The sequence below is a fragment of the Kribbella sp. VKM Ac-2566 genome, from assembly GCF_004366005.1.
Classification (GTDB): domain Bacteria; phylum Actinomycetota; class Actinomycetes; order Propionibacteriales; family Kribbellaceae; genus Kribbella; species Kribbella pratensis.
On the sequence record NZ_SODT01000016.1, the window covers coordinates 121,273 to 135,624 of the forward strand.

The window sequence follows — 14,352 nt, forward strand, 5'->3', positions numbered from 1 at the left end:
AGAAAGACGACCGGGCGCGAAACGCCAAGGTTTCTGCAGGTTCGGCGGCTGCCTCGGACAATGAAGAAATGACCAGGGAGACGAGGTTCGCGCGGTTCGTGCTCGTGCTCGTCCTCGCGCCTGCCGGCGGACTGTTCGGCAAGGCCGTCGCCGAGGCCGCGCAGGCCCGGCCGTGGTGGCCGTGGCTGCTCGCCGCGCTGGTCTGGCTGCTGCTCTCCGGCGCGATCGCGGCAGGGATCTCGACGGCCGTGTCGCACCATCACGCCGAGCACAGATAATGCTCCGATGGCTGCCGCGGTGCATCACGTCGAGATCTGGGTCCCGGACCTGTCCCGGGCCGTCGCGAGTTGGGGCTGGGTCCTCAGCCGGCTGGGCTGGAAGGACGGTGACAGCTGGCCGGGGGGCATGACCTGGACCGCCCCTGACGGCTGCTACGTCGTCGTCGAGCAGAGCCCGGCGATGTCGGCCGCCGAGCACGACCGGATGCGGCCCGGGATGAACCACCTGGCGCTGAACGCGGCCGACCGGGCCGAGGTCGACAGCATCGTCGCGGAGGCCGCCGAGCACGGCTGGACGCTGATGTTCGCCGACCGCCATCCGTACGCCGGCGGCCCGCAGCATTACGCCGCCTTCCTCCACAACACCGACGGCTACGAGCTCGAAATCGTCGCTCCTGATTAGCAGGTGAGACTACTGATACCTGGAGTGACCACTGGGGCCACTGGTGTGACATGGTTACACCAGGCAATGAGTAGGGTCGCGGGGCAAGTGTGGAAGGACGATGCTCGTGACGGAGAAGCCTGACGGGGGACCGGCCGCACCGGAGCTCCTGGAAGCGCGGATCCGCGGTTTGCAGCACGCGCTGGCGCAGTTGCTGGACAACGCACGGCGGCTGACGTACGGCGAGCATCAGCGCGCCGTGAAGCTGCATCGTCAACTGCAGGAGCAGACCGCCGCCGCCCGGCGTGAGTCGCGGTCGCTGGTCGACGCGAAGACCGCGGAGGCGTTGTCCGAAGCCGAGCCCAAGGCACGGCTGCTCGCGGACCGCCTCGCACCCGGTCTGGCATCGATTCCGCCGAACGACGCCCGCTGGCGTTCGCGTCAACTGGTCGGCGCGGGAGTCCCGGCGTACGTGCGGGTCGGCGAACTGGACACCGGTACGCCGGTGGTCGCGCCGCTGCTCCGCACCAACGGCTGGAAGGTGACCGGCGACCGCAACGAGTCCGCGCGCCGCCTGCTGCAGAGCGTCGCGCTGCGGCTCGTCGCGGCCGCGGAACCGTTCCGGCTCCGCATCGACGCGTTCGATCCGCGGCTGACCGGGATGATGGGGCTGCTCGGTCACCTGACCACGAAGTACCCGCAATTGGTGCCCAGGGCAACACACACCGCGGAGCAGCTGCACACCGTGCTGTCCGGGCTGGTCGACGTGTCGTCGCTGCGCGCGAGCCGGCAGGCGCAACTCGGGCACGAGCGCTTCGAGGACCTGCTGAAGGAGACCGGACAGGTCACCGATCCCTACCGGATCGTCGTCCTGTTCGACTACCCGTCCGGGATCGACACGCTCGCCCAGCGCGACCTGCTCCGGCTGGCCGCGACCGCGGGCAGGCGCGGTATCTGCTTCCTGGTCCACTACGACGCGTCGGCGGCGGCCGAGCTCGACGTGGACTCGCGACAGTTGCTCGATCTCCTCAACCCGGTTGCCATCGTCAACGACCGCGTCGAGGTCGCGCAGCTGCCGCCGGCCCGGCTCGATCCGCCGTTCGACGCGACCGTTGCCGCGGGCATCTGTGACGTGATCGCCGAGCAGGCGGAGATCGCCGTACTCCCGACCATCGACTTCGACCGGACGCTGCCGGACCGTTCGACCTGGTGGCAGCCGGTCAAGGACGAGGTCGGGACGGTGATCGGGTACGACGACCGCACACCGGCGCTGGTGCGGCTGCGCAGCGGCAACCCTGCCCTGCCGCACGTTCTCGTCGGCGGCGCGGTCGGCCAGGGCAAGTCGAACCTGCTGCTCGTACTGATCCACGGTCTCGCCGCGCGCTACTCGCCGGCCGACCTGGAGATGTACCTGCTCGACTTCAAGCACGGTGTCGAGTTCTCGGCGCTCGGGCCCGGCCCGGACCGGCCGCACTGGCTGCCGCAGATCCGCGTGCTCGGGGTGCACAGCGATCGCGCGTTCGGTCTCGCCGTACTGCGTCATCTCTCGGACGAGCTCGCACGGCGCAGCGAGATCTTCAAGTCGCACGGCAACGTCGCCGACATCGCGGAGCTACCGCCCGGCCCGGATCGGCCGCCACGGATCCTCGTCGTACTGGACGAGTTCCAGGTGCTGCTCGAGGACGACGACGAGTTGGCGGACGAGGCGGCGAAGCTGCTGGAGCGGTTGGTCCGGCTGGGGCGTGCGTACGGCGTTCACGTCGTACTGGCGACGCAGACGATCGAGGGCGTGAAGCGGCTGTCGACGCGGCGGGACTCGATCTTCGGGCAGGTGCCGTACCGGATCGCGCTGAAGACGACGCCGGCCGATTCGCAGGCGATTCTGCGCAGCGGGAACACGGCCGCGGCCGAGTTGCAGTTCCGCGGCGAGGCGGTGCTGAACGCGAACTTCGGGTCGCCGGACGACAACCAGCACGTGCTCGTGAGCTATGCGGACAAGCTCGTGCTGGACTCGCTGCGGCAGGAGCTGTGGACGCGTGCGGGTACGGCGGTGCATCCGCCGCGGGTGTTCCATCTGGCCGAGCCGGCGCGGCTGACAGACACGGCGACGGCGGTGAAGCCTGAGTTGGGGCGGCCGTGGACCGGGCTGCCGATCGCGGTGACTGAGGAGCCGGTTTCCGTCGAGGTACGGCCGGAGCCTGGCGCCGGTGTGCTCGTGCTGGGGGACGGGCCGCCGGATGCCCTCGGCGTGCTGACTGGGCTGGCGGTGTCGACGGCCGCATCAGCGGTGGAGCCGCCGCGGTTCCTCTTCATGGACGGTACGAACTCGGCGCCGTCTGTTGCCGAGGGCAAGGATGCGTTGGTGCAGGTGCTGAGGCAGCTCGGGTGCGAGGTCGAGACCGTCGACAAGCACGACGACATCGCGCCGCGGCTGTTCGCGCTGCGGGACGCGATGCGGAGCGGGGAAGCCGGCGGGACGTACCTGATCGGCTTCGGGTTCCACGGCGTACCGCGGATGCAGTTGCACGCCGAGGGGTACTTCGAGAGCCCGGCGAACGCGTTGCAGGACATCGTGCGGGACGGGCCGGCGCAGGGCCTCGTCACGTTCGGGTGGTGGAACCGGCTGCATGTGTGCACCGAGCAGCTCGGGTACGGGCGGGCGAACGTGGCGACCCACCTGTTCCTCCGGCACCCGCAGGACGGCGTACGTGCGGTAGCGGGTCCGCTGGTGCGGTGGGCCTCCGAACCGCACCGGGCGTTGCTGTGGGACGGGTTGCATCCTGAGGCACAGGTCGTCGTACCGTTCGCCGCGCTGCGGTCGGACGAGGTGGACCGCGCGGTGGAGCTGGTGCGGCGATGAAGACTGTGGAGCAGGAGTGGTCCGAGTACGTCCGCGCGCTGCGGACGGTGGCGATGGCGCGCGCCGACGCGCAGCAGGCGCAGGACCGGCTGACGGCGCACAAGTCGAAGGCCGAGGCGACCGCGGCGGCCGAGGCCGATGCGATGGCCGAGCGGGGACGGAAGCTGCAGACCCGGCTGAACGCGCTCGCCGACAAGGCAGCGGAGAGTTTGCAGCGGGCGGGGCTGCCCGCGGAAGGTAAGCGGGCAAACCACACGCTGCCCGAGATCCGCGCGCTGAACGACATCGAGACGGTCGCCGAGCGGATCACCAAGCAGCTCGCCGAGTCGGTCGACCAGCTGGAGGAGCTGCGGACGAAGGCACGGGCGCTCCAGGAGCAGCGCAAGCGGCGTACCATCAGCGCGGTCCTGGCGCTGGTCGGGTTCGTGCTGGTGTGGGTGCTCAGTGGGTCGTTCCTGGCTGGGGTCGAGGCTGCGGCGATCGCCGCCGTCACGATGCTGGCCGCGTCTCGGGTGCTCGGGCTGCCACGACTGCCCGGCGCGCGCTGGTGGGGCTGGGGCGGTGCGGTCATCGTCGTCGTCGCGATGGCGGCCGGACTGCCGTGGTGGCTCGGGATCCTGGTCCCGGTCGTCGTGGCGGGTACGGCGATCGTGCTACCGAAGAAGCGCAACTAGATTTGGGAGTGGGTTGAGGTGTCCGACGTACTGCGGCTCAAGGAACAGCTGCACCAGGTCTCGATGGAGGCCAAGCAGGCAGCCGGTGGCCTGGCCGGATTCAAGCTCCGGTTCACGCAGCACAGTCAGTTGGTGGAAAGCCTGATCGCGGGCACCGCCACCGGTATCGACCGCGACATCACCGAGATCCTGGAGGCCGCGAGCAAGGCCGTCGAACAGGCCGCCGAGGCGCTGGAGATCGCGTCGGCCGGCTGCAAGAACTACGCCGACCAGATCTGACGCTCGAGTCATCAAGGTGCCGTCCGAGCTGCAGCGGGTCGCCCGCGGTCTGGTCGACTGCTTCGACGAGATCCCCCGGGTCGTCGACCAGCTCGTGCGTACGGCGGCGCGCTGCCGGGAGAACGCACAGGTCGCGCTGATCGCCTCCCGCGGGCAGGCAACGGTCGCCGCGCAGCAGCTCGATGCCGCGGCACGCGCGTGCGAAGCCGCCGCGCACTACTTGTCGATGGCGCCGCCGAAGGCACGCGGCTGGGCCGAAGGCCTGATCGGTACGCCGGGACCGTCGACGAATCGCCCTTCGTCCGATTCCGCGGACCGTAACAAGGCGACCAGCGGCACCGGCGACGTCCAGGTCCGCACGAGACGCCTCACCGCGACGTACGACGACCTGGAAGTTGCCGAGGACAACGAGCCGCCACTGGTCACGGTCGCCCGCAAGGCCCTCGAGAAATACCGCAAGGCCCACGAGAAGGACGACGACCAGGAACGCGACGACGAAAACCTCCTGGAACTCGAAATCACCGTCACCGAAACCGGCGAAGTGATCTTCGAAGAACCGGACAAGAAGGAAGAGCAGAAGCGCGCCGAACGCCTGACCCGCGACTTCGAATTCGTACCGGAGTCCGACGAGGCGCCCGAGGTCGAGGAGCCGGACGAGAGGGAGGAGGAGAAGCGCGCCGAGCGTCTCGCGCGCGACTTCGAGATCGACCCCGACCTCACCGAGGCCGTGAAGCTCCTCCTCGACTCCATGGCCGACGCCGCCACCGAGAAGTGGGAACACGCCACCCTCACCATTACCCCCACCCAGATCGAAGCCACCTTCGACGACCCCGAGCAGCCTCCCGCCCCACCCATCGTCAACATCGACCTCCCGGACCTCCCAACGCCGAACGCCGTGGACTTCGACCCCGCTTTCGACCTCCGCCCCCTCGAACTCGACTTCGCCCCGGGCGTTCACGACCCTCTGAAGAGCTTCAAACCTCACGAACGGCTCATTGCCGAACGACTGACAGAGGAAGGATGGCGCATCGATGCGCGGAGGGAAGACCACGGGTCGGGCGACAAGAACCCGGATGCGATGGTTCGCAAACAGCCGGACGGGCGCGGAGTGGTCGTGGAGTTCAAGACACCGAACAAGAACGGGACCAGTACCGTCAAACGCAACATCTGCGATGCCAGTGATCAAGCGCCCGAGATCGTCATCGACGGACGGGACATTGATCTTTCGGAGGCAGACGCCTGGCGTGCCTATCGCCGGGCACTCGGTCAGCCCGGCAAGGCTATCGCCGACGTCGTGCACGTCATCCTCGGTGACAACCGCCTGGTCACCTATCGAAAGGAGAAGTGATGTCTGTCGTCGACAGTGTCTTCCTGGCGGTGTCCGGTGGACAGCAGGAGGTAGTTGACTGGTTGGTCGAGGGTGTCGGGGCCGAGGTCTTGGTGACCGAGACGAGTGCTGTCCGGCTGCGAATGCGCGGCGAGAGCGCAGCGGACTGGCTCGGGGTGGTGGTGCAGCCGAACGGGTACGTCGTACCGGATCCGGAGCCGGACGAGGTGCAGGCGATGGACGGCTACGCGATCGAGGTCCAGGTACGTGGCGGTGGTTCCGACGACATCCTTCACCGGGAGGCCGGGCGGCTGTTCGAGACGCTCATCACCACGCGCCCCGAAGTACCTGCGTTGCTCGTTCACAATCTCGACACGTTGGTGTCCGCGCACCTTCCCGGCGCCGGCACGCATACCTTCGATCCGCTGATCACCCCCGACATCGAGGACATCGACACCTGGCGGGCCTGGGTCCGCGGCTGAGCGCGGATTGCCTGGAGGGTTTCTCACAGTGGGTGAGAAATTTCTGGGGAATCGCGTCATGAACGGCTGAGACGGCCGTCACTACCTGTGAACCCATCCCCACAGGGAAGTGGAAGTGATTGCCGTGAAGGTTTGTCTTGCGAGGTCGCTGATGGGATCCGGCTCGAGTGGGCGCCGGGTGTATTGAGATGCCTGATGGTGGTGATCCGCACCCGGCCGCGGTCCGGGTGGAGCGTCGTCGGGTGAGGGTCTGGTTCGGGGACCATGTGGTCGCCGACTACCGGGCCGAAGCGGAGCTGGCCGAGCGGTACGCCGCGGCCATGTCGCGCAGGTTCGCCGGGTTGCGGGTGACCAGCGACCCGGTTCCGGACCACGATCCAGGACCGGAACGGAAGCTGCCGGGGGAGCGGCTGTGGGAGGTAGCACCGAAATGAGCTCCCGTCGCTTCCGGCTGATCCGTCATCAAGATGTCTCCGGTGTCAGCGGCACCGGCCCCGTCGCCGAGGGTGTGCAGTTCACCGACGGCTCGGTCGCGCTCCGCTGGTACGGCGACTACCCGACCACGACCGTCTGGGACGGTATCGAGTCCGTCGTCGCGATCCACGGGCACGGCGGGGCGACGACGGTCGAGTGGCTCGACCCCGAACGGGGTCCCGATCCCGACCTCCAGCTGCCGCCCCGCGACTCCCTCCCGCCCCGGCCCTGGCCGGACCTGCACTCGGCGCCAGAGCCGCAGGACCCCGACCCGCTGCACTCAGAGCGCGATTTCGGGTCGGACGGCGCGGCGCCGCCGTCCACCTGGTCGTCGTACCGCGTCTTCGGCTGAGGTCCCGATCCACCGGTGCCGGCTCATCCCCCTCCCGGCACCGGTCACCTCGGTACGGCGTACGCCCGGGCGAGCCGGCGTACGCCGTACCTGAGGAATCACTGCGTCGAGGCGACCACGTCGAGGTTGTAGAACTTTCCGGGACCGTCGCACAGCTCCATCATCTTCTCCGACATCTCGGTGGTGTCGGCACGCTGCGAGTTCTCCATCGCAGCCTCGTACGACTCGAACTCGACGATCGCGAAGTACCGCCCCGGCTCGTCGCGGTCGGCGCAGGCGATGCTGCGGGTCGGCGCCGGCCCGTCGCCCTCGGCTTCGCGTTTCGCGCGGAAGTCCTCCATCAGCGCCGCGATCTCGTCCGGCTTGGACGTCCGGTACTCGATGATCTGAACGAAACCAGCCATCACTTCCCCCTGTTTCCACAGACACTCACCCCTGGGTGTCCTTGTGGTACGACAGTGCGCCCGGATCGCCTGCCTGGCAAGGGGACGACGATTACAGTGACGTGACGAGGGCAACGCACGGGAGTTTCTGCCCTCGGCAGAGGCGCCTGGGAATTGCCGGCCGGGCCTGATTGGCTTGCCCGCATGGAGATTCTGATCCTCGGTGGTACGGCGTGGCTCGGTCGCGAGATCGCGACGCAGGCGATCTCGCGCGGGCACTCGGTGACCTGTGTGGCCCGTGGCGAGAGCGGCACGGTCGCCGACGGCGCCACGCTGGTCGCGGCCGATCGCAGCAGCCCGGACGCGTACGACGCGGTGCCTGTGCAGGACTGGGACGCTGTGTTCGAGGTCTCGTGGCAGCCAGGCTTCGTGAAGGGCGCGCTGGCCGCGTTCGGCGCCCGCGCCAAGCACTGGACGTACGTGTCCTCGTGCAATGCGTACGAGAAGTACGACACGCCCGGTGCGGACGAGACTGCGGCGCTGCGGGAGCCGACCGCGGACGACGTGGCCGATCGGGAGCTGTACGGCGAGGCCAAGGTCGCGTGTGAGCTCGCCTCCCGCGAGGTGGTCGGTGATCGGCTGGTGATCGCGCGCGCCGGGCTGATCGGCGGGCCGGGGGACCGCAGTGATCGCGCGGGTGCGTGGGTCGCGCGGGCGGCGCGGGCACCCGAGGAGCCGATGCTGGTGCCTGACACGCCTGAGCTGGCGACGGCGGTGATCGACGTACGAGACCTTGCCGGATGGCTGCTGGACAACGCGACCGAGGGGCGGACGGGGACGTTCGACACGTTCGGGCCGGTGGTGCCGTTCGGCGAGTGGATCGAGTTGACGCGCGAGGTCGGCGGTCACACCGGGCCGGTGGTGCTCGCGCCGCGGGAGTGGCTGGAGGAGCAGAAGGTCGAGCAGTACATGGGGCCGGACTCGTTGGCGATGTGGCTGACCGAGCCGGGCTACGAGGGCTGGTCGTCCCGCAGCGGCGCGGCGGCTGTCGCGGCCGGCCTCACCCACCGGTCCCGCCGGGAGTTCGTCGAGGACACCCTCGCGTGGGAGCGCGAGCTCGGCCTGGACCGCGAGCGCAAGGCAGGCCTCAGCCCAGCCAAGGAGAGAGAGTTGCTGGCGGCACTGAACCCGTAGAGAGTGGGCTCATGCGCCTGGTGCTGATTTCGGACACTCATCTGCCGGTGCGGGCGAAGAAGTTGCCCGCACCGGTTTGGGACGCAGTCGACGACGCCGACGTGGTGATCCATGCGGGCGACTGGGTGAGCGTCGACCTGTTGGACGAGTTGGAGTCACGCGCGGCCCGGCTGGTCGGGTGCTGGGGCAACAACGACGGACCCGAGCTGCGGGCGCGACTGCCCGAGGTCGCGCGGGTGACGCTCGACGGGTTGTCGGTCGCCGTGGTGCACGAGACCGGTCCGGCCAAGGGGCGTGAAGAACGCTGCGCGACGGCGTACCCGGGGGTGGATCTGCTGGTGTTCGGGCACAGTCACATCCCGTGGGACACGACCGGTCCGGGTGGGCTCCGGCTGCTGAACCCTGGGTCGCCGACTGACCGGCGGCGGCAGCCGTACTGCACCTACCAGACCGCGACGATCACCGCCGGCCGCCTCAAACAGGTTGCCCTGCACAACCTTTAGTTGCGCCCCCAGGTGCGACCTCGGATCAGCAGGACCGCGGCGAGGGCGATCACACTCACCGCGGTGGCGATGCCACTCTCTCCGGCGGTGTAGGCCAGCGCGACCGGCGAGACGATGACGACGAGACCGCCGCCTTCGAGGAGCGTGTTCACGGCGCCATGCGCGACCGCGACCGGCCAGACGCTGCCGGAGCGGTCCTTGAGCCAGGCGTAGAAGACACCCGCCGCGGTCACCAGGACCATCACGGAAGGCGCGACGATCCAGCGGCTGCCCACGCTGTCGTAGGTGGTCGTCAGCAGTATCAACGGCATGTGGAACAGGCCGTGGATGAATCCGACCACGAGCGCGGCTCGGCGCTTCGAGACCATGGTCTGGACCCGGGGCAGCAAGTAGCCACGCCATCCGATCTCTTCGGTGAAGCCCATGATCGTCAGGCTGACGAGCGTGATGAGCAGGGGGAGCGAACGACTGAGCCAGACGTCCAGGGAGGAGCTCCAGGCGGCGCTGCCCAGCAGGTCGGCCACGCCGAAGGGAATGACGAGGATCAGGATCACTGGCACGACGATGGCGACGGGCCAGCTGCGCAGCCCAAGGCGCCGTACCCCCAGGCCGGCCCACAGCTCCTTGCGGCGGCCGCGAGGAGTCCGCAGGAACGTGATCAGGGCTACCGCGACCAGTGGGGTCGGCATCGTGATCACTGGAGCAATGTGGGCGTGCGGCAGGGCGAGGGCGATCGTCAGCACCATGAACGTGACCAGTCCCAGGAAGGTGGCAGCTTCCCGAAGGGCGGTCGACCCGGTCGGAGCTCGGCCGGATGCTCGGGATCGGCTCGGCGTCGGTGTGTTTGCGCTGGTTGGAGTCATGGCTTCACTGTCGTCTTCGCTCGGCCGTCCCCACATCGTGCTCAGGTGCACAGTCCGCCACCTCGGGACCGAGGCCGACGTCCTCCTGCAGACCGATACGCGACGACGCAGACAGGGCTAGGTTGAGACCATGGCCCCCGACGTTCCGGCAGTACTGCGACTGTGGCGCCCGGGATTGTGGGAGGTCGCGGTGGCCGCGGCCGTGGTCGCGCTGAGCCTTCGACTCCTCTCGATGGCTGAGGAAGCGCCCGGATTTCGCACCGCGGACCTGGTCGCGTACGCGCTGACCGCAGCGGGCGCGGCGACCATCGTGTGGGCTCGTCGCCAACCCCTGGTGGCCCTGGCGATCGCCGGCGGATGCGTCACCGCTCTGGCATGGCGTGACTACCAAACCGGCGAGGTGCTGCCATTCGTGGTGACCGGCCTGCTGTACATGCTGGGCAGCTATCGAGCGCGACGAGCCGCCGTACTCGGCCTGGTGATGACAGCGGTGTTCCTGGCGCTCTCGGCCATGACACGGCCGACCGACCTCGGCCTGTGGGTCCTGGTGCAGTCCGTGGTCGTCTTTACGGCGGCATGGGCGCTGGGCCGGGCGGCCCGAGGGCGGCGGTCGGCACTGCTGGCACTGGTCTCGGCGGCTGAGGACAGGACCGCCGCCGAGCGACGACTGGCCGCGGCCGAGAGGGACCGCGACATGCTCACGACGATGAAGGAGCGTGTGCGGATCGCCCGTGAGCTGCATGACGTGCTCGCCCACTCGATCAGCGTGATCTCGGTCCAGGCGACCGTGGGGGAACACCTCGCGACCAATGATCCTCCCGCAGCGCGTCGGGCTCTGCTCACGATCGGCGACGTGAGCCGGGAATCGATGCAGGAGCTGCGCCAGATGCTGACTCTGCTGCGCGACGACACGGGACAGGGCTCTGCGGCCGAGACCGCCTACGAGCCCACGCGCGGGCTCACCGACCTTGAGCCGTTGGTGGACACCTACCGCTCGGCGGGCCTTCCGGTCAGTACTTCGACGAGCGGAACTGCGCGGCCCCTGTCAGCCGCCGCAGACCTGTGTGCCTACCGGATCATCCAAGAGGCTCTGACCAACACTTTGAAGCACGCCGGCCCGAGCGCCGCCTCTGTAGGCCTGTGGTACGACGACGAGGTCGTACGAGTCGTCATCTCCGACGACGGCCGCGGCGCGGAGACACCGCAGGCCGGCCACGGGCTGATCGGGATGCGGGAGCGGGCCGCGCTCCTCGGTGGCCGGCTCGACGCGGGACCCGGGCCGCACGGCGGGTTCGAAGTCACCGCGACCCTTCCTTACGAGGCCGCCTTCGCAGCGCCGGTCCAGTGATGACTGTGTCCCGTCCGATCCGAGTGGCGGTCGCGGAGGACCAGGCTCTGGTCAGGAGCGGATTCGTCGCATTGCTGGCGTCCGACGCCGAGATCGAGGTGGTCGGTGAGGCTGACAACGGTGTCGCCGCAGTCGACCTCGTCCGGGCAACTCACCCAGACGTGGTGCTGATGGACATCCGGATGCCGAGGCTCGACGGCGTGGCCGCGACGCGCGTCCTGACCCAGGACCGCGCCACCGCAGGGGTTCGGGTGCTGATCCTGACCACCTTCGACACCGACCAATATGTCCATGACGCGCTGCGTGCGGGAGCCAGCGGCTTTCTGCTCAAGGACGTCCTCGCCCGGGACCTGCTGGCTGCCATCAAGGTCATCGCCGGAGGTGACGCCCTGCTCTCGCCCAAGATCACCCGGCGTCTCATCGACCATTTCGCGCAACACGCCCCCGCCGACGCCCGGAGCGATCAGCTGATCGCCGCGCTCACTCCGCGGGAAACCGAGCTTCTCCTCGCCGTGGCGCGAGGCCTGACCAACGCCGAGATCTCCGCCGGCCATCACATCAGCCTGTCGACGACCAAGACCCACGTCGGAAACCTGCTGGCGAAGCTGGATGCCCGGGACCGCGTGCAGTTGACGATCGCGGCGTACGAGGCAGGCCTGATGAGGCGGTAGGTGTCGCGGTCACATCCTGCGGTCCCGCCGAGCAGACCGAACAGGTTGCCCTGCACAACCTTTAAGTTGCGTATTGCAACGAGTGTGGCCGGGCAGACGTGGGCGACGCCGTACCACCGAGTTACGGCGCGCCGCGACTGCCCGGCCGATTGTCGGCCGGGGTCAGGCGTTCGCTGCTTCCTTGACCCGGGTCTTGAGGCGATCGCGGACCTCTTCCGGCGTGTACGCACGGCGCTTCCGCTCGCCCCGGGCGATCACGACGCCCGTCGCGGCGACGCCGACGAGTCCCGCAAGCCCTACCACCTTCCATACCTTCATGCCGACTAACCTAGCGACGTGAACAGCCGGATTTCACTGGATGACGCTACGGAACTGACACGAACAGGTGACATTTGGCTGTTCCGCGGTGGCAGCGCGGCGGATCGCGCCATTCAGCTGACCACCAACAGCCCCGTCAACCACGTCGGTATGGCGATCGTCGTCGAGGACCTCCCGCCGCTGATGTGGCATGCGGAGCTGGGTCGCTCGCTCCCGGACATGTGGACCGGCCAGCACCAGCGCGGTGCGCAGTTGCACAATCTGCGTGACGCGGTGCTGGTGTGGGCACGCAAGTACGGTCAGCAAGCCTGGCTACGGCAGCTCGATCATCCCGTCACGCGGCAGATGGAGGACGCGGTACTGCGGACGGTCGCGCGCCTGGACGGTACGCCGTTCCCGTCGACTGCCCGGCTCGCGTCGCGATGGGTGCGCGGGCGGGTGCCGGCGATACGTCGCGGATCGCGCGAGCTCGAGCTGGAGTCGGCGTACTGCGCCGAGGTGGTCGCGGTGACGTACGAGGAGATGGGGTTGCTGAGCGGGCGGAAGCTCAACTGGTACGACCCGGGGCGGTTCTGGAGCGGCGACGAACTCCAGCTGGCGCAGGGAGCGCGGCTGGGCGCGGAGATCGAGGTCGAGATTCCGTCCGATACCTGACGGGACCGAAATTGTCGGCGGCGTCTGATTGGGTTGTCACAGTCGGTCAGCGAGCCGGAGGAGGCCTGGATGTACGCGGTCATCGACACCGAGACGACCGGTCTGCTGCCGACCCATCGGCATCGGATCATCGAGATCGCCGTCGTGCTGCTGGACGCGCGCGGGCGGGTCGAGCGCGAGTGGGTGACGTTGCTGAATCCCCAACGCGACTTGGGCCCGCAGCACATCCACGGGATCCTCACCGCCGACGTGCTGGCGGCGCCGGAGTTCCGCGACATCGCGCGGCAGTTGGGGGAGTTGCTGGCCGGACGGATGGTTGTCGGGCACAACGTCGAGTTCGATCTCGGATTTCTGCGCGCCGAGTTCGCGCGCCTCGGGGTCACCGTTCCGCTGATCACCGAGCGGTCGATGTGCACGATGGCGCTGGCCGGGTATCTGCATCCAGGCGCCAAACGGACGCTCGGCGCCTGTTGCGCGGCGGCCGGGATCTCGATCGAGGGCTGGCATTCGGCACTCGCGGACACCCGTGCGACGGCGGAGCTGTTCGCGCAGTATCTCGGGGCTTTCGCGGCACCGCCACCCTGGCAGTGGGCCTACGAAGAGGTACGTCGGTTGCCCTGGCCGGACCTGCCGGGCACGGACGTCGCGCCGACCGTCCGACCGGTGCATGCCGGGGGAAGGCACGGCTGGATGAGCCGACTTGTCGACCAGTTGCCGCGTGTCCCGGAGCCGCCGCAGGCCGACTCGTATCTCGTCCTGCTCGACACGATCCTCGGCAAGCGTGAGATCACGCCGGCGGACGCGGATCAACTGGTGCAGGTGGCGACCGAGCTGGGGATGACTCGCCCGCAGGTCGATCACCTCCATCGGTGGTACGTCTCCGCGCTGGCGACCGCGTCGTGGGGGACCGGCGAGATCTCACCCGACCAGCGCAGCGATCTCGACCGGGTCGCGGTGATGCTCGGGCAGCGGGTGTCCGACGTCGACGAGGCGCTGCTCCGCGTGAGCGCCGGGCGGTACGTCGTACCTGATCGTCCTGGTGCGCGCGGGTATCCGCCGGGGAGCACGCTGGTGTTCACCGGGGACATGGTCGAGCCTCGCGAGGTGTGGTGGGACCGGGCGGTGGCGGCCGGGTTCGTGCCTCAGGAGGCGGTCCGCCCCGACACCACGTTCCTGGTTGCCGCCGACGTGGACAGCCTGTCGGTCAAGGCCCGCGCGGCCCGCGAGTTCAACATCCCGATCATCTCCGCCGACGACTTCCGCCGGTTCCTGCCGGAAGACCAACGCAAGGCCGGCTGAGTCCGGCAAAG

The 14,352-nt window shown here is 68.8% G+C and carries 18 protein-coding genes; 15 read left to right on the forward strand and 3 right to left on the reverse strand.

Translation table 11 applies throughout. The features are described 5' to 3' along the window. Positions 1–68 precede the first annotated feature (68 nt). The 9 genes from EV647_RS40330 to EV647_RS40370 all read left to right on the forward strand — a co-directional run bounded on the left by EV647_RS40330 (position 69) and on the right by EV647_RS40370 (position 7,108). Positions 69–278 carry a hypothetical protein gene (locus EV647_RS40330; RefSeq protein ID WP_134012753.1) on the forward strand — a complete coding sequence of 70 codons (210 nt, stop codon included), beginning with the start codon at positions 69–71 and terminating at the stop codon, positions 276–278. Between the two features lie 7 nt (positions 279–285). After that, positions 286–681 (forward strand): VOC family protein, encoded by a 396-nt coding sequence (locus EV647_RS40335; protein ID WP_134012755.1) that lies wholly within the window; start codon positions 286–288, stop codon positions 679–681. A 106-nt stretch (positions 682–787) separates the two neighbouring features. Next, positions 788–3,520, forward strand: coding sequence for an FtsK/SpoIIIE domain-containing protein (locus EV647_RS40340; RefSeq protein WP_238177636.1), 2,733 nt, complete (start codon positions 788–790; stop codon positions 3,518–3,520). Next, positions 3,517–4,194 (forward strand): hypothetical protein, encoded by a 678-nt coding sequence (locus EV647_RS40345; protein ID WP_134012759.1) that lies wholly within the window; start codon positions 3,517–3,519, stop codon positions 4,192–4,194. The genes EV647_RS40340 and EV647_RS40345 overlap by 4 nt, the downstream gene beginning before the upstream one ends. Before the next feature lie 18 nt (positions 4,195–4,212). Beyond that, on the forward strand, positions 4,213–4,473 hold the full coding sequence (locus EV647_RS40350; RefSeq protein WP_130388988.1) for a hypothetical protein: 261 nt from the start codon (positions 4,213–4,215) through the stop codon (positions 4,471–4,473). 16 nt (positions 4,474–4,489) lie between these two features. Continuing rightward, positions 4,490–5,821 carry a hypothetical protein gene (locus EV647_RS43465; RefSeq protein WP_134012761.1) on the forward strand — a complete coding sequence of 444 codons (1,332 nt, stop codon included), beginning with the start codon at positions 4,490–4,492 and terminating at the stop codon, positions 5,819–5,821. Then, complete coding sequence (locus EV647_RS40360; protein WP_134012763.1) at positions 5,821–6,282, forward strand: hypothetical protein; 462 nt, start codon at positions 5,821–5,823, stop codon at positions 6,280–6,282. The genes EV647_RS43465 and EV647_RS40360 overlap by 1 nt, the downstream gene beginning before the upstream one ends. Positions 6,283–6,470: 188 nt before the next feature. Then, entirely contained in the window at positions 6,471–6,716 is a 246-nt protein-coding gene (locus EV647_RS40365; protein ID WP_134012765.1) for a hypothetical protein, read from the forward strand. After that, the gene (locus tag EV647_RS40370) at positions 6,713–7,108 is read left to right on the forward strand and encodes a hypothetical protein (protein ID WP_238175784.1); all 396 of its coding nucleotides are present in this window, start codon (positions 6,713–6,715) and stop codon (positions 7,106–7,108) included. Before EV647_RS40365 ends, EV647_RS40370 begins: the two co-directional genes overlap by 4 nt. A gap of 98 nt (positions 7,109–7,206) precedes the next feature. Here the strand turns inward: EV647_RS40370 and EV647_RS40375 are convergent, their stop codons facing one another. After that, positions 7,207–7,512: a hypothetical protein gene (locus EV647_RS40375; protein ID WP_134012767.1), complete on the reverse strand. Its 306-nt coding sequence runs from the start codon at positions 7,510–7,512 to the stop codon at positions 7,207–7,209. 183 nt (positions 7,513–7,695) lie between these two features. On the opposite strand from EV647_RS40375, the gene EV647_RS40380 reads away from it, so the two are divergent. Further along, positions 7,696–8,685, forward strand: a complete 990-nt coding sequence (locus tag EV647_RS40380) for an NAD-dependent epimerase/dehydratase family protein (RefSeq protein ID WP_134012769.1) — start codon at positions 7,696–7,698, stop codon at positions 8,683–8,685. An 11-nt stretch (positions 8,686–8,696) separates the two neighbouring features. Beyond that, positions 8,697–9,188 (forward strand): metallophosphoesterase, encoded by a 492-nt coding sequence (locus EV647_RS40385; protein WP_134012771.1) that lies wholly within the window; start codon positions 8,697–8,699, stop codon positions 9,186–9,188. Here the strand turns inward: EV647_RS40385 and EV647_RS40390 are convergent. Then, complete coding sequence (locus EV647_RS40390) at positions 9,185–10,051, reverse strand: CPBP family intramembrane glutamic endopeptidase (RefSeq protein ID WP_166680552.1); 867 nt, start codon at positions 10,049–10,051, stop codon at positions 9,185–9,187. The genes EV647_RS40385 and EV647_RS40390 overlap by 4 nt on opposite strands. 130 nt (positions 10,052–10,181) lie before the next feature. Here EV647_RS40390 and EV647_RS40395 point away from each other — a divergent pair, with 130 nt between their 5' ends. Both EV647_RS40395 and EV647_RS40400 read left to right on the forward strand, forming a co-directional pair. Continuing rightward, a complete protein-coding gene (locus tag EV647_RS40395; RefSeq protein ID WP_134012775.1) occupies positions 10,182–11,399 on the forward strand; it encodes a sensor histidine kinase in 1,218 nt (405 codons plus the stop codon). Positions 11,400–11,404: 5 nt separating this feature from the next. Then, entirely contained in the window at positions 11,405–12,070 is a 666-nt protein-coding gene (locus EV647_RS40400; RefSeq protein WP_238177637.1) for a response regulator transcription factor, read from the forward strand. A 162-nt stretch (positions 12,071–12,232) separates the two neighbouring features. Here EV647_RS40400 and EV647_RS42390 read toward each other — a convergent pair whose 3' ends face one another. Continuing rightward, a complete protein-coding gene (locus EV647_RS42390; protein WP_165546543.1) occupies positions 12,233–12,388 on the reverse strand; it encodes a hypothetical protein in 156 nt (51 codons plus the stop codon). Positions 12,389–12,406: 18 nt separating this feature from the next. On the opposite strand from EV647_RS42390, the gene EV647_RS40405 reads away from it, so the two are divergent. Together EV647_RS40405 and EV647_RS40410 are read left to right on the forward strand one after the other, a co-directional pair. Then, entirely contained in the window at positions 12,407–13,042 is a 636-nt protein-coding gene (locus EV647_RS40405; protein WP_134012779.1) for a hypothetical protein, read from the forward strand. Between the two features lie 69 nt (positions 13,043–13,111). Next, entirely contained in the window at positions 13,112–14,341 is a 1,230-nt protein-coding gene (locus tag EV647_RS40410; protein ID WP_134012781.1) for an exonuclease domain-containing protein, read from the forward strand. The last annotated feature ends 11 nt before the right edge of the window (positions 14,342–14,352 follow it).

Coding starts and splice junctions, on each gene's coding strand:
- EV647_RS40395 (WP_134012775.1), top strand. CDS start 10,182: ATGGCCCCCGACGTTCCGGCAGTACTGCGACTGTGGCGCCCGGGATTG.
- EV647_RS40385 (WP_134012771.1), top strand. CDS start 8,697: ATGCGCCTGGTGCTGATTTCGGACACTCATCTGCCGGTGCGGGCGAAG.
- EV647_RS42390 (WP_165546543.1), bottom strand. CDS start 12,388: ATGAAGGTATGGAAGGTGGTAGGGCTTGCGGGACTCGTCGGCGTCGCC.
- EV647_RS40375 (WP_134012767.1), bottom strand. CDS start 7,512: ATGGCTGGTTTCGTTCAGATCATCGAGTACCGGACGTCCAAGCCGGAC.
- EV647_RS40380 (WP_134012769.1), top strand. CDS start 7,696: ATGGAGATTCTGATCCTCGGTGGTACGGCGTGGCTCGGTCGCGAGATC.
- EV647_RS40360 (WP_134012763.1), top strand. CDS start 5,821: ATGTCTGTCGTCGACAGTGTCTTCCTGGCGGTGTCCGGTGGACAGCAG.
- EV647_RS40410 (WP_134012781.1), top strand. CDS start 13,112: ATGTACGCGGTCATCGACACCGAGACGACCGGTCTGCTGCCGACCCAT.
- EV647_RS40365 (WP_134012765.1), top strand. CDS start 6,471: ATGCCTGATGGTGGTGATCCGCACCCGGCCGCGGTCCGGGTGGAGCGT.
- EV647_RS40345 (WP_134012759.1), top strand. CDS start 3,517: ATGAAGACTGTGGAGCAGGAGTGGTCCGAGTACGTCCGCGCGCTGCGG.
- EV647_RS40370 (WP_238175784.1), top strand. CDS start 6,713: ATGAGCTCCCGTCGCTTCCGGCTGATCCGTCATCAAGATGTCTCCGGT.
- EV647_RS40335 (WP_134012755.1), top strand. CDS start 286: ATGGCTGCCGCGGTGCATCACGTCGAGATCTGGGTCCCGGACCTGTCC.
- EV647_RS40390 (WP_166680552.1), bottom strand. CDS start 10,051: ATGACTCCAACCAGCGCAAACACACCGACGCCGAGCCGATCCCGAGCA.
- EV647_RS40330 (WP_134012753.1), top strand. CDS start 69: ATGACCAGGGAGACGAGGTTCGCGCGGTTCGTGCTCGTGCTCGTCCTC.